Genomic DNA, 25,452 nt, shown 5'->3' with positions numbered 1-25,452 from the left:
TGATTTTATTTTTCGACTGCAGTAAAACGTGCCTACAGTTCTCAAACTAAAGTTTACCTAATTTACCTAATATAGTCCTGAAAATATGGTAAAAAATTGTTAGTCTTGCACCATGCAAAAGATAACAGAATTGACCCCAACGTTTCCAGGGTTTTACCGGCCCCTACGAGGTCGAAAACCTCGTACTGCACAGCAGAAATTTGCAGACTAGCTAGCACGCTAATCTCAAATCTTTCAAACAGCTCGGTGAATCTCCATTCCCATCCCGTCATCCAAAGAGGTATTTCCTTTTTGGATGTCTAATTTTTGAGCGTTAATTCGGCTTTCAGTGAGATCCTCACGAGATTTGAGAAGCCTCAGGGCCTCTTGGGCGACCTCGCTGGCAGAGTTGTATAATCCGCTTTCAACTTACATTTTGACAGGTTCCTCACGTTCAGAGAAAAGCGAAATAATATTGTTTTTACTCGAAAAATGAGCCAAAATTTCTAGCTCATGGCGGTGCAGAAATGTCTGATGCATCAATTACCTAAAGATTTCTGCGTATTTTATCTCAATAGCCTGTATTTCTTTATCTGTCAGTTTATCAAACTTTTTGGTTCGACCACGCTTTGAGAGCTTACCGTTATTCTGGGACAAAAAGCGGATCAGCAGGTCAACCAAGTTGTCTGGCATATCGATATAGTTCTTTATAAACTCGTTGATCAGGTCATATTTTCGTAAATATTCAACCTCCTCAGGCAAAGTTTGTGACACTGTTTCCTCAATGCATTCAAAGAAAAATTCAGCCTGCTTGGTCGCATCAAAAAAACGGTACAGGTCAATTGTCTCATTGAGCACTTCCACGTTATTTTTCTCTGTTGGACGCCACTCAATTAAACCAAGCCTGGGCTTTGAGTAGTGCTCCAGGGTTTTCCGGTATTCATCGATACGTTCCAGGATAACGGCTGACACCGGAAATATGAGCCCTTGGGGAACAAAACCACTCTCAATCAGGATGTGGTGAAACAGGTAGCGGTGAATCCGGCCGTTGCCATCTTCAAAAGGATGAATGAACACAAAGCCAAATGCGATGATCGTGGCCATGAGGACCGCGTCAAAGTCATTCTCCTGAAGAAGCCCGTAAGTATCAAGCAGGCCTGACATGAGCGTTTCCAGATCGTCCGGACGTGCGGAAATGTGATCCGGCATGGGCATGCCTGATACCCGGTCATGTCCACCGACAAAACCGCCTTCCGTACGCAGTCCCGGTTTAATGAAACGGCTATCCGCAATAACCTGCTTTTGTAGGTACTCAAACTCTTCGACACTTAAAGGGCGGCCTCCTGCCTCACCGATAATTCTACCCCACCTTTCGATGCGGTTATGTGGTGGGCTCTCCCCTTCGATTGTGTATGAGGCTTTGGAGTCTTTCAGGAGAAGGAAAGATGCTGCGCGGCTCAAAAGGTCGGGATGCGTCTGGCCAATGTTGTTGACAGCTGCCTCTGAGAGCTTTTTACCCAGAAATTGTTCAAGCTTTTTTGTTTTTCTGATGAGAGGGCAGAAATTCTTAGTTCCTGGCAGGTTATTCCGGATCCGGTGACGTTTGGAAAGGGTGTGTATGCCTTCAAACTGCAGCTTGCTATTAACCAAGGAGACGAAGTTACATTTTGCCGCGTCTTCAAGATCGAGCAGTTCTTCACGTAACCACTCCCATAAAAACCAGATTTTCCGGCTATACATCCCGGTTGGCTCTGATCGAACCATGGATTCAATGTCTGTCGCTCTTACCACCTGGAACAAGGCGTTAAGGAGTCCTAAATCAATCGCTTCATATTTTAGAGCAAATGTGAGGTGCCCATAAAGCGTATCTTCTGGCCTATGACGTGGCGTAAACACATTCCAGCGTCCATCTACGTATTTTTTATGCTTGGTCCCTATGATACAAAGGGTATCAGGCAAAGGTACTTTTAGCCCATACGCTGCAATGAGCTCAGCGTACCCTGCCAGGAAGGATCCTTTTTCTGGGATTGAAAAACCACGAAAAATGGTTCCGGTATGTGAATTTTGGTTATATATGGTCATTGTTATGAATTTCTTTTTCCATTGTTGAGTTTATTATGGCACGAAAAAAGTTTCTTTGTCATGAAAAATCGCTTCAAAACTAGATCTTTCGTGAAAAACAAATCTGAATAACAGGCCATAATACTACAGCCTCCTGTTCAGTTTTCTTCTAATGATTACCCAAAAAAAACGTCGAGACAGCAGCTCCCTCGGTTATTTTAATGCCATAACAGTGAGGGGAATGGACGTGGTTTTGGTTGATGCAGACCGTCAGCGCAGTGCATCCAAGTGGCACCAGTACCGAATTGAAGAGCAGCACCAGCCGGAATTACTCGTCGTGTCCAAGGAGAATAACATTTCCTCGGACCTGGGCATTTTGAATGACAAATTTGACATGGTGGTGGTTGATGTAGCAGGGCGGAATTCACGGGAGCTGGTTACCGGGGCCACCGTGGCGGATCTTTTGATTGCGCCTCACCGCCTCACAATTAGACCTGAACACCCTCAATGAGCTGCAGGAGCAGGTGGTGAGGGTGTCAAACGACATCAGAAATTGACCCCCTAGCGACACGAAGAATTGCCCCCCTGTGTCGATATTGGGTTGCTCTTTTTTCTTTAGACTGGGCCTCTGAGCGCATCAGACCTGAACGCCGCTTTTCTCTTAATCGGTAACTGTCGCCTCGGATGGTGAGCACATGACTGTGATGCAGTAGCCGGTAAGTGATGTTTTATGAGTATCGCGATCGGCATTCGTAAGGTGGTAACCTCCTGATTCTAAATAATTGTTTTGAATAAACGAACTGTTGAGGAAAATAAATATTTCATGAAATAATTATTTCATGAAAAAACAGGGTCGCTCCCTGTATAAGGTGAGATAGATAAAAGGAAATAGCCATGAAGCAATCGATCAGAAAACAGGACCTTTCAGGCGAGTTTTACACACCTGAAAAATGCTTCATAGTGGAGTTATCCAATTCCGCTGATGATGAAAGTTTGTCAATTGCCAGAGCACGCGTCGAGCCAGGAGTAACAACTCGATGGCATCGTCTTAAAAAATCAGGCGAACGTTACTATATTCTCAGTGGTTTTGGCCGTGTAGAGATTGGCACGTTGTCGGCTGAAGATGTGAAACCAGGTGATGTCGTAATTATTCCTCCGATGTGTCGGCAGCGAATTACGAACACAGGTCAGGAGGATTTGGTGTTCTTGGCACTCTGTACGCCACCGTTCACCACAAGTGATTACGAAGATATTGATGAAACTCCACCTTAATTGTCCGCTAAGGCAATTACTGGGCAAAATGCATGCGCCAACAAGGATCGCCAGCCTGCTGCTTCCGCCGGTTACGCTAATAGTTAGCGTTGCCAGGTCATAGGTCTAAGTTACCCAACCGGTAGATCTATTTGATTTGTTTCCTGATCGCTTAAATCACCACTAATTTCTCCGCAATACCTTCAGGGAACACCGCAAGTTGAAGGGAAAAGCGGGACTGCTAACCTTCCCCCTTTGACCTGGCGATGATAAGCCTGTAAGCTGCAGTATTGCAGGGGTGGTTGATCTTGCCATTTCTAGCCTCTGTCAATGCGGTAAAAATGAATCCCTGTAGAAAACATAGTAGGCGCATCAAACCTATGCGTATCTGCACCGCATTGAGATGCTCATGGACAATCTTAAATCCAATATTTCGTAGTTTTGGGCAGAATTTAAGGGTGACCAATCTTTCTGGATAGAAATTATACGTAAAGTTTGCCACAAATAAAAACAACACAAACTCCGCTTTGTTAATAGCCAAATAGTATTGCAATCATTTCTCTTTTGTAGCTTGTTTTATGGCAGTGATAATCGACCATATTTCCTTATCCGTAAGTACTTCTTTAAAGGCTGGCATATCACCTCTACCTTCACGTATTTTCCAGAAAAATCCTCCCTCACTGTGCATCTTCAAGTTTTCATCAGATCCGGCGTTGGCTTGCTGAGACCAGTCGACTCGACCGTCATACCCTGCATATCGTCACCATGACAATAGTTACAGTGCTGCCGGTACAAGGTTCTTCCGGTAGCAATAGTAAGCTCATTAGCGGTCAAAGGGTTGCGCAGCTCTGCAGCTTTCTTCGGTGCTTTCCACTGATGTGCTCTGGCATTTCCGAGAATTACTCCCAGAACAGATAACAGCGTGATAGTAAACACACCAACATATTTCATAAAAATCGCCCCTTATTTTAAAAATTATCAGTCTAAAAACGAACCTGAACCCCTATCCCGACTCCATACTCTGAATGCCAGTTAGCTATCCCCGAGAAATCCTTATTGATCATATATTCGAGCTGAATCTTGCCCTCCCATAGTTCGTGGGTGTCATATCTTGCTTCCCCGTGCAGGCCAAGCCGTGGCGTCAGTTCAAATTCTTTCTCTAACATGAAACGTCCACCCCCATCGGTGTCGAGCCAAGCTCCAAATTCGAAGTTCAAGGGTAAAAGATAGTTAAAGCCAAATACTCCACGTGTTTCTTCAGACTCAGAATCCTCACCCCTAATGTTCATTCCTGCAAAAAAAGAAGTAAATCGATTGATATAGTAACTAGCGCTAAGTAAACCTTCCCATTCTGTCTTTTCCACACCTTGCCAGCCTACCTCCCAGGCAGCCGAAAAATCCCAGCGTGAATTGGCAAGAGTTAATTCGCCTTCGGTCATGGAATAAAGTATATCTGCCATGCCGTAAAAGTAGAAAGGATCTTTATAGATAAAATGTCTGACTGCTGCCATCTCTGGCGATGCATTGTATTGTTTGTAATGTATCACACGTGACATACCTGATTTCATGTGATAGAGCAGATGACAGTGAAAGAACCAGTCGCCAACTTCATTTCCATAAAACTCTATAACCGTGGTGTTCATGGGTGCCACGTCTACGGTATGTTTGAGCGGAGCTTTGCTACCCCGACCATTGAGTACCCTGAAAAAATGACCATGAAGATGCATCGGATGGTGCATCATAGTCCGGTTGATCATGATGAAGCGGGTGATCTCACCTTCTCGGATGACAATAGAGTCGCTCTCTGAGATTGGTTTGTTGTTGATAAACCAGGTATAGCGATCCATATCGCCATCAAGAGTCAGTCTTATTTCCCGAACAGGGGCATCTTCCGGTAGACTTGAGGGAGCAGCAGAACTGAGCATTTTGTATGGGGTTTGTGGTCGCTTTGGTCCACCTTCACTGGCAAGATACAGACGCGAGGCAATATCAGGTACCAAGAGGCCAAAACTGGAACCATATGGCCGGGCTGAACCCGAATGTTCCTGGATAGTTGGCATAGATTGCGGCTGATGATTTTCTGCCGAAATATCCATTCCATTGCCTGCTTTGTTATCCGCGATGGAGTGAGAATTCATAGGCATGGAGCGTTGATTCTCATTTTTGATATTAGGTCGATTCCCGTTATGAGTTGAGGAGTGCATCGAATGGCCGGACATTGTGTCTTTCATGTTATGGAACATGCCGGGTTGGTCAAACATCCCCTTGTCCACTGCCGTATCAGGCATACCCATTGTCCCTGCAGGAGTTAAGGCAAAAATGGAGGTCATTTCACCATGGTTTATCGGCTGGTAGAGGTTCGGCTTTGGGATCATTTTGGCCGGGTGTTTGGCTCCGGAACCAAGCCAGGTAGAAGTATAACCCGAACCATCATGAGCAGTTGCCCGGAACTCATAGCTTCCAGCAGATGGCAGGTCTAGGAGCAAATCATAGGTTTCAGCCACACCGATAAGGAAAAGGTCGCTTTTCACCGGCTCAACCAGCTGCCCATCAGCGCTGACAATGGTCATTGGCCCCCCTCCAAAGTTGAGATGAAAATAAGTAGTGGCAGAGCCATTTATCACACGCAAGCGGATACGTTCACCCGGTTTTGCTTCAAGTCGTGTTTCAGGAGAACCGTTTGAAAGGAAATAGTCATAGGCTATGTCGGCAATATCCATGGCTGGCATCCGTTGCAATTCCCGCATAAAATAGTCACCCAGATGATTGACAGTCGCGGCGCCGAAAATTGACTGGGAAGAACCTTTTTCCAGAGCATACCAATGGCTGCCGCGTTTAAGCGTACGCAGTACTGAAGCAGGTTCTTCGGTTGTCCAATCCGATAGCAACAGGATCAGATCGCGGTCAACCTGGTGCTGGTTATCGGCAATTACGATGGAGCCGTACAGGCCACTCTGCTCCTGTAGCTCTGAATGGGAGTGATACCAGTAAGTTCCGGTCTGTCTGATAGGGAACTCGTAAATAAATGTGGTCCCAGGCTGTATTGGCACCTGGGTAACATAAGGAACGCCATCCATGGTGGGTGGTACCAAAAGGCCATGCCAATGTACTGAGGTCGATACATCCATCCTGTTTTCGACATGGATACGTGCCAGATCACCTTCTTCAAAATAGAGCGTCGGACCAGGTATCGAACCGTTGATGGTCATGCCGGAAGCATGTTTGTCGCCGATCCGGATCTCCTGTTGATCGATAACCAAGCGGTATTCTCGGACCATGCCGTATCCAGTCGAAGAAAATAATAAAATCAAAAAAATGAAGCCGAAAGGCAACTTGATATGTTCAGCCATGGTAAGATACTCCATTCATTGCAAAGACCTCCTAAAGGCCTTGCAGGAGGTCGAAAAAACAACAGACAATTTAGGCAAATTAACTATGTCGCAAAACGGTAAGCCTGGCTAACCTCCTGACCGCAGTAACAACAGGATCGAGTTCAATTTCAAGAACGCGATTTGGGCGACTTCAAAGTTCGTACCTATTGTTCGTTTAGAATGAGAAAAGGACAAGATTAATCTCACGAATAAGTATGGCGGCTGGCTTATTAAGCCTTAGACCATCCGCCGTCAGAAGATCTTTTTCTGTTCGTAATTAGCATAAACTGTTTCTGGTGATTTTGGTGTGTTAACCATGTATAGGACAGATATCTTGGTTCTTAATCTCACATGCCTGAAAATTGCGGCACAGGCCTTGCTGTGGCTTCTAGCCGGTCCGCTGCTATACCGTTAGTTTTGATATCTTCAATCAGCCACTCCATTTCTTTGATTTCTCTTCGCTGTGCAGCAATAATTTTATCTGCGAGTTCACGTACACGTGGATCTGAAATTTTGGCTCGCTCACTTGTAAGAATAGCAATTGAGTGATGCGGTATCATACCTTCCATGTAATCAACTCCTGTTACAGTCACCTGACTTCGGACAAGCCATACAGAAGTGAATAGCAGTATGGCGGCTCCAGTAAAAATGACCATGTTGACTCTGCTGTTTTTATACATACCGAGCATAAACGACAGCATGACAATCATCATTGCACCACCCATTATGAAGGTCATAAATAATCGCGTTTCGCTGAACCAGGCATGACTGATGATCTGGTAAGAATGCAAATACATCAGAAAGAACATCACCACCATTGATGTTCCAATCATTGCGAAGAATCTCAAATATTCTTTAATGCTGCCTTTGTCTTTTCCCTGCATATGGTTTTCCTCTCTATGGCATTAATCCACTGTTGTATGAACATAATCTTTGTCAATTGACAACAATCGTAACGAACTCGATATCTTTACCCAAAACGATACACTGCTTAATCTTCGAGCTCGTTTTTGAGCCGGTCAAATTCTTCTTTATCTATTTCTCCACTGGCATATCGCTTTTTAAGAATATCGAGATAATTCTGCGGTGCGGAATTATCTTTTTTATGCACATCATTTCTCCGCGAAAAAATAAAATAGATAATTGCTCCTCCTATGAGAAGGTAGATAAGCCACATGAACATCCCTCCAAAGCCTCCCCCCATCATGTGATTCCATCCCTGGAAAGACTGGCCCATTCTCTGGTGGGAGCAACCTGACAAGACCACCAGAGGAACTGTCAAAAGGAGAAAAAGGAGGTACTTTCTTTTCATGTTATTGTTCATGTCAACACCGTGGATTATATTAGTCGATTTCTTTATGGTGCAGTCTCAGAGCATTACCGATAACAGAAACAGATGACAGGCTCATGGCGGCTGCCGCTATGATTGGAGAAAGCAAGATGCCCCAAAAAGGATACAAAATGCCTGCGGCGACAGGTATTCCCAGCCCGTTATAGATGAATGCAAAAAACAAGTTCTGTTTAATATTGGTCATAGTCGCATTGGAAAGGATTTTTGCACGAACAATTCCATTGAGATCTCCTTTCACCAGTGTGACTCCGGCTGATTCCATAGCCACGTCAGTTCCGGTACCCATTGCTATGCCAACATCAGCCTGAGCCAGGGCAGGCGCATCATTGATGCCGTCCCCGGCCATGGCAACGACACTGCCATAGCTCTGAAATTCTTTTATTTTTTCTGCTTTTTGCTCTGGCAGGACTTCTGGCATCACGTCATCAATATTGAGATTGGCAGCGACTGCTTTGGCTGTAGAACGGTTATCACCGGTTAGCATGATAATTTTTAACCCTTCGCTGTGTAGTTTTGCAATTGCCTCCGGCGTTGTTTCTTTTATCGGATCTGACACTGCCAGTATACCAACCAGCTTATTATCAACAGCAACGTACATAACAGTTCGGCCTTCACCTCGTAGATCATCGGCCTCATCATGACAGGAAGAGGTATCAATTTCAAAATCTTCCATCAGTTTAAGATTGCCAAGTAATACGGTGATACCGTCAACAGTACCGGAAACGCCTTTCCCCGTATATGATTCAAATCCGCTCGTGTCGGTTAGGGCTATATCACGCTTTTTTGCATTGCGGACAATCGCTTCAGCCAAGGGATGCTCGCTGAACCTTTCCAGGCTTGCAGCATGGAAAAGCAATGTCTCTTCGGCCATATTTCCTATCGTTGTTACATTAGTCAATTCAGGTCGTCCCCTGGTAAGCGTACCGGTCTTGTCGACAACAAGCGTGTCAACTTTACATAATGTTTCAATTGCTTCAGCATTTTTGAAAAGAACTCCCAAGCTTGCGCCTTTACCTGTCGCAACCATGATCGACATCGGTGTGGCAAGTCCAAGTGCGCAGGGACAGGCTATGATAAGTACTGATACTGAAACAATGAGCGCGTAAGCCAGTTGCGGTTTCGGGCCATAAAAAAAACGGTTCCTCACACAAATCGGTGCAAGATCGGTGGAGTCGGTAAGTTACCCATGCAGTGGTAGAGATTGCAGATAAAGTTCTCGGCAGTTCGGAACCCATAGGCCTTGTGGCTGACCACCTTGGCCTTGTTATTGAGCCCCTCGACAGTGCCGTTGCTGATGGGCATGTGAAACCAGGTCAGGATGTTTTCTTCGTGGCGCCGGACCATCCAAGCAAAATCACGGATGGGTTGCAGGCGGGAATGGGTCGCCCACCAGAACCACTGCTTCAGATGCTTTCTGGCCCACGGTTTCGTCTTGTATGACCACAGGTCGCGAAAACGCTCTTTGAGGAGATACGCCCTGTTGATCTTCAGGTTCATATGCTCAAGGCTGCTGAGCCTGACTTGCTGCTTCGGAGTCAGGTTCCAAGGGTTCTTGAGCCAGATATACCGACTGCCTTTCATGAGAGCTTTATGCTCTTTGCCTTTCTCGCGGATCTCGTCACGGCGGACCTGGTCTACGGCCTCCATCAAGTGGCGAACGATATGAAATTTGTCAAAGACCAGAGTTGCCTGGGGAGCGCATTCCTTGATCACCTCGACATAGGGTTTCCACATATCGCAACAAATACCCTGGAGGGCTGCCGTACGCTCTGGCCCGAGATAGGTGAAAAAAGATCGCAAAGCGTCCTTGGTTCTCTCCACTCCGCTCCATATCAATGTTTTTGAGCGGAGATCATAGACATTGGTGAGATACACTTGACCCTTCTTACGCGAAATCTCATCAACGCCGATGTGGGTGATACCACTGAGGTCACGGTGCTCCATGCCAAAGCTGACCACGCTCTTTACGGCCGCGGCCACGGTGCCCCAGGAGCAGTTGAACAGTTTGGCCACCGAGTACCACGGAAGCATTTCAGCCCATTTGGCAAGAAAGCAGCTGTAGGCCAGGGTAAATCGGTGCTTGCCCTTTACCCAGGGAAGCTTTTCAATGCGGATACCTCTGCACCTGGGGCAGTATACCCTTCGGGGCTGATACCTGAACCAGACTGGAATATTCCACAAGGGCACATGACGGAAATAACGTTCATCACGCCTGTCTCGATACGTGGCAAGGTGGCCGCATGTTCCACAGCGGATTCCATACCGGGCGTCAGGTCGAATTTCAGCTACAAATCCGTCTGGATCATTGGTGACCCTATGTACTCGAAAACCTTGCAAATCAACCGTCTGTTTGATTATCTGTTCAACAAGCATGAGTTCCTCTGTAGGTAGAAGGATGGCTGGCCGGCCTCTATCTACCTAAAAGAACTCATGCTTTTTAATTTGTTAAGTTTTTTTATGCACCGTTTCCTGCGAAGAGCCGCTTTTCTTATAATGCTCAATGTGTTGATTTACTGAGTATTTCACGCTTTAAGCATTATGGGGAGCCAATGCTGATAGCATCATAATCTAATTCTAAATTAATGAGCCCTATCTGGTGTGTATTTCTTGAAAGGGATTGAAAAATTTAAACAGTAAAATTTCTGGAGAATAGTATGATCAAGTCTAAAGGAATGATAGTTGCCTTGGTACTTTTTTTTGCCGTATCGTCCGCATGGGCTATGAAAAGTGGTGACCATGGAAGCCACGGAGATATGTCAGGTGACAAAATGGATCACGGCTCAATGGCACATGACAAGAAAAATTCCGCAGAGCACTTCAAGTACGTAGATGATTCTAATGGGGTAAAAGCCGTCTTTCAAGTTATGAGCCTGGAAAGCATGAAAATGAAAGATCCTGAGGGGAAGACACATCATATCATGGTTTCGCTCTCAAAAAATAGCAAACAACTGAAACAGGCCAAAGGAGAAATTGAAGTTATCTCACCATCTGGTAAAAAACAGACCGGTAAATTAATGCCTTTCGGTGGCGGAATGTATGCAGCAAACTTCAGTTTTGATGAAGTTGGCGACTGGGGGGTGACTTGCAATTTTTCAGAGCAGGGAGAGGAAAATACCAAACATTTCAAATATCAACATCATTAATTAATCGAGAAATACTCTCTGTTTAAATTTGAATATTTTAATCTAAATAAGATCAGAACTATATCCCACTTGACAAGCACCTGAAACCCAGGTGCTTGATCAGTCTAGAGCATCATCGCTTTTATGAAGCATTCACTCATGAAATATCAACGTAGTTGACGAATAAAGAAATTAATACCTTTTCAGATTTATTGGGAAAAATTATTGCCAAGATGTAAGGGTTGTAACTATTTCTGGCAGCCTATATTTTAAAGCCGAAGCTTTCAATTTAGGTTTTACCTATAGGAAAACTCTCTATTTCCTCGAAATCGATAGAAAATAATAAAATTTTAAAGTAGAGATTCCCAAAGATAGTCTGCAACCGGTTGGGAGCAACGAAGGCTTCACCTTCCTGAGCGCCCGCAATGAAAGCAGAACCGGGAAAGCTTCACAGGTCATCCACGGCTATGCGGGAGAAAGGTATTTCAACATAGGCTGTTCGGCTCTTGGCAATGTCTTGAGCTAAAATTCATCGTAGAAAGATTGAGCACTCACATCCTGCTTACCATGCAAGACACGAATGACTATCATTTGGTCTTTAATAATTCGAAAATAGAAACACCGACCTTTATATGGAAAAGCCCGCAAGCCTACACTGACCCAATCTCTAGAGGATCCTGTGATGCCCGTTTGGGCAAGATGCTCTAGTTTATCTGATAAATCCCGGATAAACGAGATAGCTGCGGCTTCGTTATCTTTTGCGATATACTCATATATGGCTTTCAGGTCAGACCTTGCTACATCCGTTAAAAATAAGCGAAGTGGTTTGATGACAATCTCCTATTTTTTAACAATATCGTCAAAAAGAGATTGTCCGTTTTCATATTCAGTTACTCGACCGGCTTGAAGATCGGAATCTCCTTTTGCAACTTCAAGGCGTAATCTTTGCAGTTTTTGTTTATTCTCGTAGTCCTCAAGGAGGCGTAATCCAGCTCTTACAACTTCGGTGCGATTGCCAAAGCGTCCTTCATTTACTTGATTTTCAATGAATTTTCGGTCATGTGATCCGAGTGAGAAACTCACGTTCTTTTGTGTTTTAGCCATATCTTCACCTTTTGCGTGCGATCTATTCTCAACACGTTTGATAATAACTATACAATAACAAATATTATAATATGTCGAAGGATTTGGGGTCAAGGAAAATGCCGACAATGATTACACTGTTGTACGTTCTGGGAGGAGATTTGTACTGGCAATCTCAAAATACTCTTGCTTTAAGAAGTCATGATGATTCTTACAGGAAGGATCTTTCAACGCCAATGTATCTGGCCTCAAATGGAGCAACTGGAGAGTGTAGCTTTCCCAAAGATAGTCTCATCATGAGGGGAGCGGCATCGGTTATGCTCTGTTGCCTGGTCAGGAGATTTCAGCACCTGATCCCTGGGTTTAACAATGCCAAGTTCAAGGTGTTAATTTCGTATTATTTCAGAAGGTTACCGCTCTTCTTGTGGAGCTGTGAGGACGAGCATTAGCGCAGGGGGATAGGCTCGTGTTGGTTATGGTTACACTTCGTAAATCCTTAAAATTAGGTTGATTTCATAGTCGAATGTTTTTATCTGCTCGGAAGTTCCGTGCCACGATTCATGATCTCGATATATCCGGCATAGCTAAACAGACGGTTACGTTTTCGGGCAGTCAATTCCTTCACTATGCCAATTTGCTCCAGGTGCCCGAGAGCCTTATTTATCGTCGCAGGGGTAATGCCTGTCTTTTTCACTAACGATCCTGAGGTTGCTATGGGATGTTCCATGAGCGCACGATGGACCTGTAAGGTGGATGCAGCTGCCCGGCCCAGACCGCTGATCTTGTTTCGATCCTTGTTCGACAGGTCGAGAAGTTGCTGCGCCGTTTCTACGGCCTGAGAAGCTGTTACAATGACCGCCTCGGCGAAAAAGTCAAGCCAGGCTTCCCAATCGCCGTTTAGGCGCACGTTGTTGAGGAGTTCATAGTAATATTGACGGTGTGTTTTGAAGTAAAGACTGAGATAAAGCATCGGTTCTTTGAGCACTTTTTGGTCGCTCAACAGCAGCGTGATCAATAGACGCCCCAGTCGACCGTTCCTATCGAGGAAAGGGTGAATTGTCTCGAACTGAACATGAGCCAACGCCGCTTTGAGCAGGACTGGACTCGGCTCCGGCTAGTCGTGGAGAAAAGTTCAAGGCTGCTCATGCACTCCAGCACCTTTTCGGCCGGAGGCGGCACAAAGGCAGCATTACCCGGTCGGGTACAACCAATCCAGTTCTGACTGCGTCTAAATTCGCCCGGGGTCTGATTGCTCCCTCTGCCCTTGGTCAGTAATACGCCATGGATTTCTCGTAACAGCCGCAGTGATAAAGGAAGACCGCTTTCCAACAAGTGTAGGCCATGGTTGAGTGCGGTAACATAGTTACTGACCTCGCGAACATCATCTAAAGGCACACCCGGGTCCTGATCCAGTTCAAACAGCAAAAGGTCTGACAACGAAGACAGGGTACCCTCGATCATGGAGGAGAGAACAGCTTCCTTGCGGACGTACATATAGAGGAACAGCGAGGTGTCTGGCAACAAGACCGAGACACTATCAAGCCTTCCGAGTGCTAACATAGCCTGCTCAAACTTAATGCGTAGCTCTGGTGTCCAGTCTATGGGTGGATGCGGTGGTAGCGAAGAGGGTACAAAAGCTTGAACCATCTCACCTACCGTCGATATAGCCACGTATCTACCTTGAAGTTCTCGCTTCATTTTATCTACCTTGAAACTAAAATAAGCCCTATTCTTATTTTACTTTTTTATTCTATCCTAAAATAAAAAAGTTTGAAAAAAGAAAGAGCAATCGTCTTCAATTGCAATAACCCTCAGTCGCCTTGCATGAGCAGGTGTTGATCAGTGTCGAAATTTGACCCCTTTCAGCTTTGAATTTTACCCTCTTGCTATGTGAAGACTGCATATTTTTTCTTTTTAAAGTATCTTTATTTTAGAGGGGTAAGACCCATTTAAAGAGAAAAGATATTCAAGCCAAATGGGGCAGCTTTGGATGCTGATAGGGCACAATGTCGAAAGCTGTTTGACAGCAGGGGAGGGTGCGTGTGCGGTGATTAAGGTTGCTATTCACCGCATGATTTGCGCCATTGAATAGCCTTTGCGGCAAATACCCTATAATCACCGCATATGTTTACACCGTTGGTTTTCGCCTCAATCGGCCTTCCATTGGTAAGCTCCGGAATCTATGGCGCTCGGCTTGCGCGACAGCGGAAAGAATTGTCACCACTATTTTGCCTTTGGTGCGGCAAGTGCCCTCTGATTCCATCATTAACGTAACGAACAACCATCCCCATGCTTTTTTTCTCAAGCAGTAGCCATTGTTCTCACCTGTCTTCCATCTGGTTGCACGGTAGGATCGTCTAGGTAAAGTGACAGATGTTGACCTGAGTTTGCTCAAGAGCTATATTAATAAATAATATTTTTTGGTATTGCTGGAGGGTAACGATATGCAAAAGAACACAAGTGTCACTCTTGGAGCGCATTACGAAAAGTTCATTGCCGACCAAGTTTCCCGTGGCCACTTTAGTACAGCAAGCGAGACAATTCGAGCTGGATTGCAGCTTTTAGAAGAGCGTGAAATAAAGAAAGCTCTCCTGCGCAAAGCCCTTATCGAAGGGGAAGAAAGCGGCGAAGGTAATTATTCCTTGGAGACCATTTTGGAAACTTTGGATAGGGAAAGGCTTCTTTAATGCCTTCGTTTTCTCTCACAAATAAAGCCATTGCTGACGTACTGGAAATAGGCCGCTACACTGAAAAACATTGGGGCCAAGTTCAAAGAGACAAATATCTGACCTTGTTAGACGAAAGCTTTAAGTCTATTGCGCAAATCCCTACCCAAGGCCGGGACTGTAGCGAGATTAAAATTGGCTACAGGAAAATGAATGTTGGCTCCCATGTTGTTTTTTATCGTCAGATAGAAAACGATAAAATCCAAATTGTACGCGTTCTCCATGGGCGGATGGATTATGCTTCCCATCTGTAAATGCCACAATATAGTTGTATTCCGTATTGTTGTGACATTGGAGACAATCGGGGGGTAAGCTGGTCATATTAACCAAGGAGCATTATTTGGTGATTTGTTGAAGCTTATCTCATCCCCACCCCTTTAGATGTTTCGTGACTTTTCTTCACTCAGTACCCTGTAGACACTTGCCCTGCTGATACCAAGCTGCTCCGCTATTTCTATAGCTCGCACACCTTGTTCATTTAGCTGTGCCACTCGCTGTCGGTTGACAGTGGGTTTGCGTCCAAATTTTACACCGTTGGCTTTGGCCTCAATCCGGCCCTCATTGGTACGCTCCAAAATTCTTTGGCGTTCGGCTTGAGCAACAGCGGATAGAATAGTCACCACCATCTTGCCCATAGTGCCCTCTGTGCTAATTCCATCATCAAGAAAGCGGACAGCGACACCAAGGTGGTCAAATTCTTTGATCAAGTTGATCATGTCTGCAGTATCACGACCTAGCCGGTCGAGTTTTTTGACCAGGACTACGTCACCTCGTTCAACTTTGATTCGTAAGAGGTCGAGCCCCTCTCTATCGGTATTGCTGCCGGTGGCCTTGTCTGAAAAAATACGACTGTGGATTACCCCGGCTTCTTTGAGAGCTTTCACCTGAATGTCGAGGGATTGCTGACTGGTTGATACCCTGGCGTATCCAAAGAGTCTCATGGTATAATTTTGTCTTATTAATCGATTTTGAGAATATTTGTCTTTTAATTATCTCAAAAGGATTTTTAAGACAATATATCGCGAAGTGTTTTCTTTGTCTAATAATTCATAAGTTTTGAGACAAAGTGAATTGATGCGGTGAAAAGAGAAGGGGACCAAAAAAGAAATATATAATGATTAGATGTTGGTGGAATTTAATCTATTATCCAATAGGTCGTGAAAGAAGTAGTGCTATTATGTTCCTTTGGGGGCTGAACCTGGAGCTAGGGCTTCCGCTCTGCGGGAGATACGCGGTACCATAGAATAACCTTCTTTCAAAATATTCAGCAAAAAACACCGCTAATCTTATCGAATATTTGTCATCATTTCGGTTAGTTGTTTGATTGTTTCGCGGTCAATCCCATTCTTGAGTTGACACTCCCATACAGTCAATACGCGCCATCCGCTATTTTCCAATTCTCGAACATTATTTCGATCACGCTCCACGTTGGCTTTGAACTTCTCGTTCCAAAATTCTTCTCTTGAAGAAGGGGTCGTTGTGTATTTACAACCGTGACGATGCCAAAAACAGCCATGTACGAATATAACAGTTTTGTACCTCGGAAAAACTAGATCCGGTCTGCCAGGTAACCTTTTGTCGTGCAATCGATAGCGAAACCCCATTCCATGCAAGGCTTTCCTGAGAACTATTTCTGGCTTGGTGTTCTTTTGGGGAACACTCCGCATTATTTTGGACCTGGTATCTTTGTCGACGGTATCCATCAAGCTCTTTGAATAATACCTGTGGCTATTAGGGCTTCCAGATGACGTGCCAGACTCTTTGGCACGGTTCCACCACGAACGAGTACACCAAGCTCCATGTTTCGCTCCAATGCAGCTTGGGTGAGATTGGCACTGGTTATAAACGCAATACGTTCATCGGCCACGGCACACTTGGCATGCACGGCCCCTGTGTAGGAATCGGAAAAACCCAACTTGCCATCCCAAGAATAGATATTGGCCGATGGGATCTCTTTTTTGAAAAACTCGATTGAGTCCACATCGACCTTCCCTCCGTAGTGCTTAGCAGATTCCAGCAGAATATCAACTCTTACACCACGATCTATCGCTCGTTGCAGAGTGTCTATCACCGGCCCAACACCAATTGCAACAAAACTCACGATGAACACTTTCCGTTGCGCTTCTTGTATGACCTGCAAGAGAACTTGTTCCGTGTGTCTCGATGGAACCAAGCCAGATGAAGGACCGGTCCAAACCATTTCAATCGACTCATTGACCTTGGCCCGCTCCGATACCAGTGAGGCCGTCCTGAATGCAGCGGCTACCTCGATTGGTTGAATATCTGATGAACTCGACCATGCTTCCTTCAACTTTTCGATCAAACCGGGCCTCACACCATGCCCAAAACTCGACCCAATCTTACCAAAGTCGACGACGGAGTCGATCTTGGAAATGGCACTCGCCACAACGGCTATCCTGTCGGGATGTAGCTCCGAAGCGACCTCCGCCACCACCTTCCATATTGCGTCATAACCGGCCATTCCTCACACTTGTATCCCTGACTCTATTTTTGAGCGACACAGCCAACTTTTTCGATCGCATCGTCTGATTGACCTAAAACATGGAGTACGTGTTTCGCCCGAGAAGCTCCCACATACAAATCGTTTACAGTGAAGATCGAACGATCTCTTGGCTCCGGCACATCGACCATGATCACCACATCGGCTTCCAATCCTTTGAAGCTCCTCACCGTAGTGAACAAGACTCCTTGACCATCACGCCATTCCTTGACGTCGGTGACGAGGTTGAATCCACCAATTTTCGAGATATTATTGAACGATGAATGAGGGTTTTTCTGGCGAAATGGGGACTGGATGACGATCTGCCTCGACTGCACATCACCTTTGCTCAACTCCTTGAGTATCTGCTCGCATCTTCTTCGCTGGCCGTCGCTTTTTTTCCATACACCACTATCCACATCGACTCCCACGGGTGCGGCATCATGTACCTTGATATCTATTTCTCGTACCGAAGCACATACCTTCGCGATGTTTCGAGTGTTTCGACAATTCGTCTTGAGAGAATACGGTTTTCCCAGGTCCGGTAATCCTATGCTGTCGACAAAGAGCTTTTGCACAGGATCGTAAAACAGATAGAATGGTGCCTCTTCCTCCTTGTGACACAACATTTCGAGAGGCAGCCACCATTCGGAATCGAAATCCTGACCTTCATCCACTATCACCGCATCATATTTCGTACCGATAATGCCGATCGCTTCCAGCAACAAACTCGGAGCTTCACTACTGTAAAATTCACCAGCATCTTTTTGTGGAGGCGAGAAGGGAACCTTGGCCTCGTAACATAGCCTGCTGCATAGGCTATGGAAATGGTAGACGTCGACCAGTTCGCCAAGAGACTCATCGAGACTCTCCCACACCCATTGGGACAGGATCTTGTTGTAACAGACGAACAGAGTCTTGAGCCCTTTGCTGGCGAATCTTCGGGCTTGTTCGATCGCGAGCAAGGTTTTTCCAGACCCGGCCACTCCCTCGATCAAGCATCGTTCGTGTTCTTCCAGAAAATCCAAAAGTCTCGCTTGTTCTTCCGTCAGTTTGACGAGCTGTTCGCCTTCCTCATCGATCTGTCTCGACAGTACGGGTATCAAATTGAAGGTCGATGTCAAGGCATCGCGAATTCCCCTGAGTTGTTCTTTCGTCAACTGATCCGGTATGTATGGAGTCCATTTCTTCAATATCTCCGGAATACGGCGACCGATGTGCGGTAAATCTTTTGCAGAAAGGATGATTGAATCGTCTGCTCCCGGTGGAACCGACCCTTGATAATCACAATCCGGGAAAACGACGGCGTAACCAAAGGCACAAGGAGGAGTCTTCTGGCCAGGAAAGGCTCGATCGACGATTCTTCTCTTCAATTCGTGCATGTTGCCGTTCGCTTGTTTGAATGGATCCTTTATTTGCTTTCGATTTCCGGTATATAGAAGGCGGTACCAGGCATGATCGTCGGGATCGAAATCGATCGTTCCACCTTTGACCTCGACGATTAGGAACCCCAAGTCGGGAATGACCACCACGAAATCGGCCTCACCTTCCTTCAATGTCACTTTTCCTGATTTGTCGTTACGCTCCGACCTCAGCCAAGGATAGCTGTGGTATATAACGACATTGTCCGGAAGTCCTTCGACGAGGTATCTCGCAGTATCACGTTCGGGCTTCAAGGAAATTTCATCCACGCTGATTGCAGGTATCAAACGAGCCATAGCTACACCTCCACTGCGATACAAAGAGGCCGGAAATCATTGAACTCACTTTCGCTCAATTCAAGCTTTCCCATTCCTTTCCCTGCTTTCAATCTAACCTGAACACGTCTCGCACCTGTTTCCGGATCGTACAAATTGCTCACCTTTATAACTTTTCCTGCCATTATTTCCGTGGATTTCCCATTTACCGTAAGTGTGGAATCGGCAATCACGAGAAACTCATCTTTTTCGATTGCGACCTCTTCATCATCGTTCAAAAACCTGAACGGCGCGGCACCGGAATCATCACAAATTGCGAGCTGCCGGTCTTGGGGAAGGGTGACTTTTACCTGTCGGCCCGGTTTCATCAAATTTGGCAAATCCTCCAACACGCATGTCATGGGATCGTCATCCGTTTCCATGGAACCGGTCGTTGCATCGATTTCCGGCTCACTCCAGGCTGTCGTCAAATTGTCTTCGCAAAAGAAAAAAGCATCGTCGCATTCGAATGTCGGTACCAGCAAAGCTCGATCCAAATACCGATTTCCTCTCTCACAGGATGTTTCGGCGACCAACGCACAGGAATGACACGCCGCCGCATGCAAAGATCTGTCTTCGCTTGGATCGTGCTCGGAGCATAACGGATCGGACGAACAGACTCTCGCTCTCTTAAGTGCCTGTTCTATCAACCGTTCGAGACTGTCTGGTTTGCCGAGCTCCACCAAGCCGCCAAGAGTGCCATCGGAGTCGGCAGCGGCAGTGTATATCAGAACCCCAGCCATCGGTGATTCTTCGGAGCTCGCATATATACGTTCTCTGATGCTCGCCGCGTTGTATCCGCATTCGAGAGCCAACTCCCTTATCAACAGATGTGCAAAGGTATGGAGCATGACGTATCGGATACCGGGATAACCTGTTTCCGGGTCCAATTCCCTTGCAGCTCGCCATTGTCGATGGCCTTGCTCGATCATCCGATCTCGACGTTGTACAGATGCCACTTTTTCCCAAGTCGAAATGGCCTCTTCATTGAATCGAATGAAAATACCTTCACCGTGCACTTCACTGGCCGGAACCCATTCGGGCCTACCTTTACAGAGGCTTGCCATTGGAGGTCGTTCGTCTGCATCTGCTGTTTCTTCTGGCGCTTCCACTCGGGTATAGCCTACCAATGCATTGACTTCACGCAAGCGTTCGAGCAACAACACGTCCTGGACAACAGCCTTGTATTTGGGAGGCCTTTTCGCTCTACGTCCGAGAAAATGAGGCCAATCTGTCGGAAGGGTTGTCGCCGTCAGAACATCCCACTCAGGACCTTTTATATCACCTTCGAAGACTACTTCCGCGTCCTCTCCATCCCTATGATCCTCTATACCTTGCCAAATCTGTTCCGGCGTGAATTTATCGGCACCCGGTAACAACCCACCAGCCACGAGCCCGGTCAGGAGTCCCTTGAGCTGTTCCAGACTTTGCAATCCTTGAAAATACGTCCATCCATCAATAATTACCTGCGATAAATTGTTTTTCGCTTGTGGAATAGCCAAAACCGAGATGCTTACTGAAAACCAACTGTTTGTAGCACCAAGCAAAACGGCTCTTGGAGGTGCCGTACATTCCGAGTCGAAGGTATCCAGGTGCGGATGTCTCCCTCTACAAGCCGGTAGATTGGACTGCGCCTCTCTACCGAAGGCGTGTACCAATGAACGAGCTTTGCCGCACGTATCACATTTCACCCACAGATTTTCCGTCTGCAAAGATGCACCTCTTTCGAAGAACCTCAGAGTTCCTTTACAAGGATCCGGACCACCGTGAACAAACCAGTGCCATGGAAAATCATCGAGATGTCCATTTCTGCACGCCATGAGAAAACGTGCCGGTACTGCATCGGAATTGTTCCCTTTGGGACAGTTGGGGTGAACGAAGTGTGTGTCCTCCGGTCGATACGGATTCGTCTTGACGGCAAAGAGTCCCGAATCAAATTCAGCCAGCAATCCACATCGCACACATCGCAACCATCGGGGAAACGGGCGAACGGGAACTCCGACCTTTCCTTCGGCGGAATTTGGATCAGCGTTCTCGTCTCTCACGAAGGGCGGAACTCGCAATTGGTTGACTTGTGGCCCCAGAACCCGTTTGACGGCAGCGAGCAGTCTCGCTTCCTCTAGTGGAAAACACCTGTCGATATCCCACCTATCCAGGCCCATGGTGATTACCGACAAATTCGGCAGGTCAATCAACGCACCCGGCCCGTACGTCCATAGTAATTGGCTTGGTCTCACCTCGCCCACTGGATGAGTACTCATGATTCACCTCCTTCGCCATTCTGCATCTTTCGTATTCGCCATGCTGGTGAATCATCCAACTTACCGTCATCCATGATCAGCTTCACGCCTGGTTCAACCTCCCGCATCGACATGGGAACCGTAAATTTGGTCCACGCCAGCAGCCCGGGTTTTTTCAGTAAAGGAACGATATCACCTTGCCTTTTCCGCTCCTCATATCCAAGTCTTCGGCCTGGTTTGGTTGCTTCCTTGACCCAACTATCCGTCCTATCGGCAATCATCATTTCCACGTCACTTCCCACTCTCGGCTTGTTCGTCGCATTCCAGGCCCTACTTGCAATACCTTTCTTGACGTTCAGTACATCGGGGTTGGTGACATCATTGAGTTCCATCGCACCCAAGTTAGGGTTGAGATCTTCTTGGTCCGATCTCAGAACGCTAATCAAAGTTCCCGTAAGCCCCCTATCCAAAGCCCGTGGCGCAAACGGCGTTACCGACTGCGCTTCGACATGTTTGTAGAAGGTAGCGTGATAATGTTCGAATGTTTCGTAATGTGAAAGATCACGTGGTCTGGACCACGTTAGAACAGTACATACCAAGCCAGGAAAAGAACGGCCGACGCGGCTGGTCGCCTGGATGTATTCTGCCGTGTTTTTTGGTTGCCCGTTGACGGCCATGATACCCAGTCGATTTACATCCACTCCAACGGAAAGCATGTTGGTCGCCAAGACGATATCCATTGCCCTGATTTCACCTTTTTTCCACTGCGAAATGTATTTGCTGCCATCATGGGTGGCGTTGAATTTCACCTCGAGTTGGTCTAGCTTTTTGGGAATTTCCTTGCTCGAAACCCTCGAAGTCAGTTCGTCGACATTTTTCACCGATCGTTGACTCAAGCCCGGTCTGATCACATCACCCATCTGCACGCGGTAGGACCGGGTTTGAACGTCGTCTTCGGCTAGCCGTCTCATTCCACCGAGTTCTCGAAGCGAATTGAAGTAACCGACCACCGTCATGTACGGGTCGGCAGCTTGCCCGAATCGTTCGAACAAGAACTGTGCCGCCGTCAGTACCGCTACATACACTCGAATGAGAACCGCTGGCCGGGAACTACCCGGCGAACAGATCCCCATATATCGACGGCCGGGTTTGTCTTCGATCGACCTTTGAACGGAGAAGAAATTGTCTTCCACATCCAATCCATGTGGAGGAAACACTCCCACTTTTCGCAAAAAGACGTTGTTCACCTGCTCGTCCGCCTTACGCACCGTCGCCGTGGAGGCAATGATTTTCGGACGGACCTTCTTCTCTCCCAACTGCCAACTCGAAAGCTCGTCCACAGCCGTTTCGTACAAGCCGACCATCGTACCCAATGGCCCGCTGATGAGATGGAATTCGTCCTGAATGATCAAATCCGGTGGTCGTATGGGCAAGATAGGTTTGGCCGAAACTCGAGGTAAACTTCCCCTTTTGTTGTGATTGCCGGTACACTCACCATCCGGCCACATCAAGCCATGACGTTCGCACTCCTGGTTCGCCCTGCCAAACAAGGTTCGCACCTGGCCTCTCCACGCCATCATCGCGAACTTGTCGACAGTGGCGATCAACATGGTCGGAGGATGTCGATACATCTCGTCGTCCACCACTAGAACGGGCAGACCGGAATCCTTCGATTTGCTTTTACTGAAATCACACCGCCCGAACTTGTCGCCACAATAGATGAAAGTACGACCTATGTCCGATGAGAATCTCCTGACTTCGATATCTCTTCCCTCGCCAATTTCCGCTCCACACCAGGGACATGTCGTAAGCTGGGCAGGAGAATTTCGACCATGCCGTTTCTTGTCTCGAAACGCCTGAACGGCCGTGTGGGCTTCCTCGGTCGTTCCAGGAGTCACCCTGTTACCCACCCACAGCCCGATGGTGAAGGGGAATTCTCCCCATTTTTCGACGTCCTGCCTTCTCAGGACTTCCATGGCACAGATGAGTGTCGTGGCTCGCTGGAACTGTTGAAGAGTGAGCAGGCGCAGGGTGTAACGCATGATGACGGCCAATCCCCTTCGACTGTCCAAACCACCAAGGTCACCTTGCAGACGACGGATGGCCATCGTGAAGGCCGCCACGCCGAGATAGGCTTCCGTCTTGCCACCACCTGTAGGAAACCAGAGCAAATCTGCGTACGCTTGCAGGGGTTCGGTTCTGTCCTGGTGTTCCGGGTCGGCCAAAGCGGGAAGGGAAAGTAGCATGAAGGCCAACTGGAACGGACGCCAAGACCGGTTTTTTCTCTCATCGAGCTTGTTCAAGTCGGGTTTTTCACCTCGCCGAACGAGCAGGGCATAGATACTACGGATGCGTTGCAAGGCCATGGCACTGTTGGCGAAACGAAACGCTTCGAGCGCGGCGTCGCTGTCTTGCAAGACTTTTATACCTTCTTCGAGCCGTTGCATGATTTCGCTACATCTGTCCACGGCATCCTTGGCTGCATTGTCGTAGCCCAATACCTCGGATCCAATTCTGCCATTTTGTTCGTCTATCCATGCGGCATAGTCGCTGGTAAGAATCTTCAAACCGTCGACCAGATCCCCACGATCAAGCTTCGCCAAATTGGACATATCGAGGAATCCTTCGTCGATCATCCGCTTTAAGGCCGGACGATCCTCATCCGCCTGGCCAGGGACCTCGGTCACCGGCACCTCGTAGCTCGGCAAGATGGTTGTTCGTATTTCAACGGCACGTTCGGTGTCGTCCTCGGAAGTCTTTGCATGGACCGAAACTCCGTGGCCAACGGCAAATTCGACCTGTTTGCGATAGATCATTTCCAATGCCTCTCGCTCTGGATCGAACCCATCGGAACTCAGGACCGGACGTCGTTGGAAGATCGGTCTGCCCTCGACATCCCTGACGATTATTTCCGGCTGGAAAATCCAGGCCTGATCCTTGTTGGAGTCGGATTCATGAACATATTGATCGTTCATGAAAAACAACGTGACCAAGCGATTTCCATTGGCGAGTGGTGCACTGATCGAACCTTGGATCTTTACGTCCGGACAGGAAGAGTCTACGGAGATTGGCTGTATTCTCCTTTCACCTAACGAGATCGCTTTCGCCCCCCCTGAGGGGATCCGTTTCCAGCATCGATACGGTTTTTCTGTCTTCTCGTTTATTCTTTCACTCTCCGTCCTTCTATATCGTCCCCAATGGGCGATGACCCGGATATCTTCGACTGTCGAATCCACACAAAACGTGAAACCGAATGCGGAAGGAACGAGAGATTGGTTGGTTGAACTTTCGGTTTCCTGCTCGTCCTCATCGTCACTGCTGACCCCGCTTACTTTGTCCCGTGAAATATGATCCGGATTGACATAGGGGACTAAATCTTCGGGAAGGTCATCTCCCTCGTCGGGATTTCCCGTCATTTGCTGCACGACAGGATCGGAGGATCCCGAATCGGCAGATTTGGGGGCCAGTTTGCCGACCAAGTATCGATCACGGACGCTCATACCGATGATTTCTTCTTCCGGACCATCCGCCGGGCCCAAGATATCGTCTTCGATCGCTCTCTGCATCAGCTCCCGCACGTATGCCTGTTCTTGTGGGGTATCACCTGAAATGACGGGGAATGTCGTCCAGGTCTTGCCAGTGGTTGTTTTCAGGGCGTTCTCGAAAAGTGTCCACTCCAGTCTATTGACCTGGGTCTCGTTTTCTGGAATGGGGATCGCCAAGTCGTCCAGAGTGGCGGTTGGTGATGCCGGGAGATAGCCGTCGAAATAGAACGAGGTGTTTTCCAGTGATTGGCGTGTCCTGAATACACGACAAACACCGATCACGATAAATTCCCCGTCACGCTCTTCGGTGATCAGCATGGCGTCTCCCATCTGGATACCGCGCAAGCTGGAAGAGCCGAAGTCGATAGTGAGGACATAGCCATCAAGGCGGGCTTCTTCACCAAGCCTCACTAGCCATGCGTTTTTATTTCTTCCCGAAGGCACCGGCGGGGTCTGTTCGGGATTCACATTGTCATCGTCAGTCATT

Annotated in this window: 18 protein-coding genes and 5 pseudogenes; 5 read left to right on the top strand and 18 right to left on the bottom strand. The window is 47.2% G+C overall.

The window, feature by feature from the left end; all coding sequences use genetic code 11:
* Nucleotides 1-234: 234 nt before the first annotated feature.
* Nucleotides 235-396: pseudogene (locus ACZ52Z_RS08105) on the bottom strand (type II toxin-antitoxin system ParD family antitoxin); the annotation flags it as partial.
* Between the two features lie 126 nt (nt 397-522).
* Nucleotides 523-2,061, bottom strand: coding sequence for a Fic family protein (locus tag ACZ52Z_RS08100; protein ID WP_464270235.1), 1,539 nt, complete (start codon nt 2,059-2,061; stop codon nt 523-525).
* 151 nt (nt 2,062-2,212) lie between these two features.
* Between ACZ52Z_RS08100 and ACZ52Z_RS08095 the strand changes: the two genes are divergently transcribed.
* Nucleotides 2,213-2,551, top strand: coding sequence for a hypothetical protein (locus ACZ52Z_RS08095; RefSeq protein ID WP_464270234.1), 339 nt, complete (start codon nt 2,213-2,215; stop codon nt 2,549-2,551).
* Between the two features lie 25 nt (nt 2,552-2,576).
* Here the strand turns inward: ACZ52Z_RS08095 and ACZ52Z_RS08090 are convergent.
* Nucleotides 2,577-2,756 (bottom strand): annotated as a pseudogene (locus ACZ52Z_RS08090) (hypothetical protein); the annotation flags it as partial.
* A 178-nt stretch (nt 2,757-2,934) separates the two neighbouring features.
* Between ACZ52Z_RS08090 and ACZ52Z_RS08085 the strand changes: the two are divergent.
* Entirely contained in the window at nt 2,935-3,312 is a 378-nt protein-coding gene (locus ACZ52Z_RS08085) for a cupin domain-containing protein (protein ID WP_464270233.1), read from the top strand.
* 669 nt (nt 3,313-3,981) lie between these two features.
* Here the strand turns inward: ACZ52Z_RS08085 and ACZ52Z_RS08080 are convergent.
* From ACZ52Z_RS08080 to ACZ52Z_RS08055, 6 genes and pseudogenes are all read right to left on the bottom strand, one after another.
* Nucleotides 3,982-4,242, bottom strand: a complete 261-nt coding sequence (locus tag ACZ52Z_RS08080; RefSeq protein WP_464270232.1) for a hypothetical protein — start codon at nt 4,240-4,242, stop codon at nt 3,982-3,984.
* Nucleotides 4,243-4,274: 32 nt separating this feature from the next.
* Nucleotides 4,275-6,641 (bottom strand): multicopper oxidase domain-containing protein, encoded by a 2,367-nt coding sequence (locus ACZ52Z_RS08075; protein WP_464270231.1) that lies wholly within the window; start codon nt 6,639-6,641, stop codon nt 4,275-4,277.
* A gap of 368 nt (nt 6,642-7,009) precedes the next feature.
* On the bottom strand, nt 7,010-7,546 hold the full coding sequence (locus ACZ52Z_RS08070; RefSeq protein ID WP_464270230.1) for a DUF305 domain-containing protein: 537 nt from the start codon (nt 7,544-7,546) through the stop codon (nt 7,010-7,012).
* A 107-nt stretch (nt 7,547-7,653) separates the two neighbouring features.
* Entirely contained in the window at nt 7,654-7,839 is a 186-nt protein-coding gene (locus tag ACZ52Z_RS08065) for an SHOCT domain-containing protein (protein WP_464270229.1), read from the bottom strand.
* Nucleotides 7,840-8,005: 166 nt separating this feature from the next.
* Nucleotides 8,006-9,139, bottom strand: a pseudogene (locus tag ACZ52Z_RS08060) (heavy metal translocating P-type ATPase); the annotation flags it as partial.
* A gap of 17 nt (nt 9,140-9,156) precedes the next feature.
* On the bottom strand, nt 9,157-10,386 hold the full coding sequence (locus tag ACZ52Z_RS08055) for an ISL3 family transposase (RefSeq protein ID WP_464270228.1): 1,230 nt from the start codon (nt 10,384-10,386) through the stop codon (nt 9,157-9,159).
* Between the two features lie 281 nt (nt 10,387-10,667).
* Between ACZ52Z_RS08055 and ACZ52Z_RS08050 the strand changes: the two genes are divergently transcribed.
* Complete coding sequence (locus ACZ52Z_RS08050; protein ID WP_464270227.1) at nt 10,668-11,156, top strand: hypothetical protein; 489 nt, start codon at nt 10,668-10,670, stop codon at nt 11,154-11,156.
* A gap of 501 nt (nt 11,157-11,657) precedes the next feature.
* Here the strand turns inward: ACZ52Z_RS08050 and ACZ52Z_RS08045 are convergent.
* From ACZ52Z_RS08045 to ACZ52Z_RS08035, 3 genes and pseudogenes are all read right to left on the bottom strand, one after another.
* Entirely contained in the window at nt 11,658-11,966 is a 309-nt protein-coding gene (locus ACZ52Z_RS08045) for a type II toxin-antitoxin system RelE/ParE family toxin (protein WP_464270774.1), read from the bottom strand.
* Between the two features lie 9 nt (nt 11,967-11,975).
* Nucleotides 11,976-12,239, bottom strand: coding sequence for a type II toxin-antitoxin system ParD family antitoxin (locus tag ACZ52Z_RS08040; protein ID WP_464270226.1), 264 nt, complete (start codon nt 12,237-12,239; stop codon nt 11,976-11,978).
* A gap of 508 nt (nt 12,240-12,747) precedes the next feature.
* Nucleotides 12,748-13,916, bottom strand: a pseudogene (locus tag ACZ52Z_RS08035) (Fic family protein).
* Nucleotides 13,917-14,662: 746 nt separating this feature from the next.
* Between ACZ52Z_RS08035 and ACZ52Z_RS08030 the strand changes: the two are divergent.
* Together ACZ52Z_RS08030 and ACZ52Z_RS08025 are read left to right on the top strand one after the other, a co-directional pair.
* Complete coding sequence (locus ACZ52Z_RS08030) at nt 14,663-14,905, top strand: type II toxin-antitoxin system ParD family antitoxin (RefSeq protein WP_464270225.1); 243 nt, start codon at nt 14,663-14,665, stop codon at nt 14,903-14,905.
* Nucleotides 14,905-15,198 (top strand): type II toxin-antitoxin system RelE/ParE family toxin, encoded by a 294-nt coding sequence (locus tag ACZ52Z_RS08025; RefSeq protein WP_464270224.1) that lies wholly within the window; start codon nt 14,905-14,907, stop codon nt 15,196-15,198. Before ACZ52Z_RS08030 ends, ACZ52Z_RS08025 begins: the two co-directional genes overlap by 1 nt.
* 123 nt (nt 15,199-15,321) lie before the next feature.
* Here the strand turns inward: ACZ52Z_RS08025 and ACZ52Z_RS08020 are convergent, their stop codons facing one another.
* From ACZ52Z_RS08020 to drmA, 6 genes and pseudogenes are all read right to left on the bottom strand, one after another.
* Nucleotides 15,322-15,885: a recombinase family protein gene (locus tag ACZ52Z_RS08020; protein WP_464270223.1), complete on the bottom strand. Its 564-nt coding sequence runs from the start codon at nt 15,883-15,885 to the stop codon at nt 15,322-15,324.
* Between the two features lie 345 nt (nt 15,886-16,230).
* Nucleotides 16,231-16,647, bottom strand: a complete 417-nt coding sequence (locus ACZ52Z_RS08015) for a very short patch repair endonuclease (RefSeq protein ID WP_464270222.1) — start codon at nt 16,645-16,647, stop codon at nt 16,231-16,233.
* Nucleotides 16,647-17,426, bottom strand: a complete 780-nt coding sequence (drmC, locus tag ACZ52Z_RS08010) for a DISARM system phospholipase D-like protein DrmC (protein WP_464270221.1) — start codon at nt 17,424-17,426, stop codon at nt 16,647-16,649. The genes ACZ52Z_RS08015 and drmC overlap by 1 nt, the downstream gene beginning before the upstream one ends.
* Before the next feature lie 23 nt (nt 17,427-17,449).
* On the bottom strand, nt 17,450-19,162 hold the full coding sequence (locus tag ACZ52Z_RS08005) for a nuclease-related domain-containing DEAD/DEAH box helicase (RefSeq protein ID WP_464270220.1): 1,713 nt from the start codon (nt 19,160-19,162) through the stop codon (nt 17,450-17,452).
* A gap of 461 nt (nt 19,163-19,623) precedes the next feature.
* A pseudogene (gene drmB, locus ACZ52Z_RS08000) lies at nt 19,624-21,441 on the bottom strand (DrmB family protein); the annotation flags it as partial.
* Nucleotides 21,438-25,451, bottom strand: a complete 4,014-nt coding sequence (drmA, locus tag ACZ52Z_RS07995) for a DISARM system helicase DrmA (RefSeq protein WP_464270219.1) — start codon at nt 25,449-25,451, stop codon at nt 21,438-21,440. The pseudogene drmB and the gene drmA, both read right to left, overlap by 4 nt.
* Nucleotide 25,452 lies beyond the last annotated feature (1 nt).

The sequence above is a fragment of the Desulfogranum aggregans genome, assembly GCF_055398265.1.
This window is presented reverse-complemented; position numbering and strand designations above follow the sequence as displayed.

Coding starts and splice junctions, on each gene's coding strand:
- ACZ52Z_RS08065 (WP_464270229.1), bottom strand. CDS start 7,839: ATGTGGCTTATCTACCTTCTCATAGGAGGAGCAATTATCTATTTTATT.
- ACZ52Z_RS08005 (WP_464270220.1), bottom strand. CDS start 19,162: ATGGCTCGTTTGATACCTGCAATCAGCGTGGATGAAATTTCCTTGAAG.
- ACZ52Z_RS08025 (WP_464270224.1), top strand. CDS start 14,905: ATGCCTTCGTTTTCTCTCACAAATAAAGCCATTGCTGACGTACTGGAA.
- ACZ52Z_RS08020 (WP_464270223.1), bottom strand. CDS start 15,885: ATGAGACTCTTTGGATACGCCAGGGTATCAACCAGTCAGCAATCCCTC.
- ACZ52Z_RS08095 (WP_464270234.1), top strand. CDS start 2,213: ATGATTACCCAAAAAAAACGTCGAGACAGCAGCTCCCTCGGTTATTTT.
- ACZ52Z_RS08070 (WP_464270230.1), bottom strand. CDS start 7,546: ATGCAGGGAAAAGACAAAGGCAGCATTAAAGAATATTTGAGATTCTTC.
- drmA (WP_464270219.1), bottom strand. CDS start 25,451: ATGACTGACGATGACAATGTGAATCCCGAACAGACCCCGCCGGTGCCT.
- ACZ52Z_RS08085 (WP_464270233.1), top strand. CDS start 2,935: ATGAAGCAATCGATCAGAAAACAGGACCTTTCAGGCGAGTTTTACACA.
- ACZ52Z_RS08030 (WP_464270225.1), top strand. CDS start 14,663: ATGCAAAAGAACACAAGTGTCACTCTTGGAGCGCATTACGAAAAGTTC.
- ACZ52Z_RS08075 (WP_464270231.1), bottom strand. CDS start 6,641: ATGGCTGAACATATCAAGTTGCCTTTCGGCTTCATTTTTTTGATTTTA.
- ACZ52Z_RS08055 (WP_464270228.1), bottom strand. CDS start 10,386: ATGCTTGTTGAACAGATAATCAAACAGACGGTTGATTTGCAAGGTTTT.
- ACZ52Z_RS08050 (WP_464270227.1), top strand. CDS start 10,668: ATGATCAAGTCTAAAGGAATGATAGTTGCCTTGGTACTTTTTTTTGCC.
- ACZ52Z_RS08015 (WP_464270222.1), bottom strand. CDS start 16,647: ATGGATACCGTCGACAAAGATACCAGGTCCAAAATAATGCGGAGTGTT.
- ACZ52Z_RS08080 (WP_464270232.1), bottom strand. CDS start 4,242: ATGAAATATGTTGGTGTGTTTACTATCACGCTGTTATCTGTTCTGGGA.
- ACZ52Z_RS08100 (WP_464270235.1), bottom strand. CDS start 2,061: ATGACCATATATAACCAAAATTCACATACCGGAACCATTTTTCGTGGT.
- drmC (WP_464270221.1), bottom strand. CDS start 17,426: ATGGCCGGTTATGACGCAATATGGAAGGTGGTGGCGGAGGTCGCTTCG.
- ACZ52Z_RS08040 (WP_464270226.1), bottom strand. CDS start 12,239: ATGGCTAAAACACAAAAGAACGTGAGTTTCTCACTCGGATCACATGAC.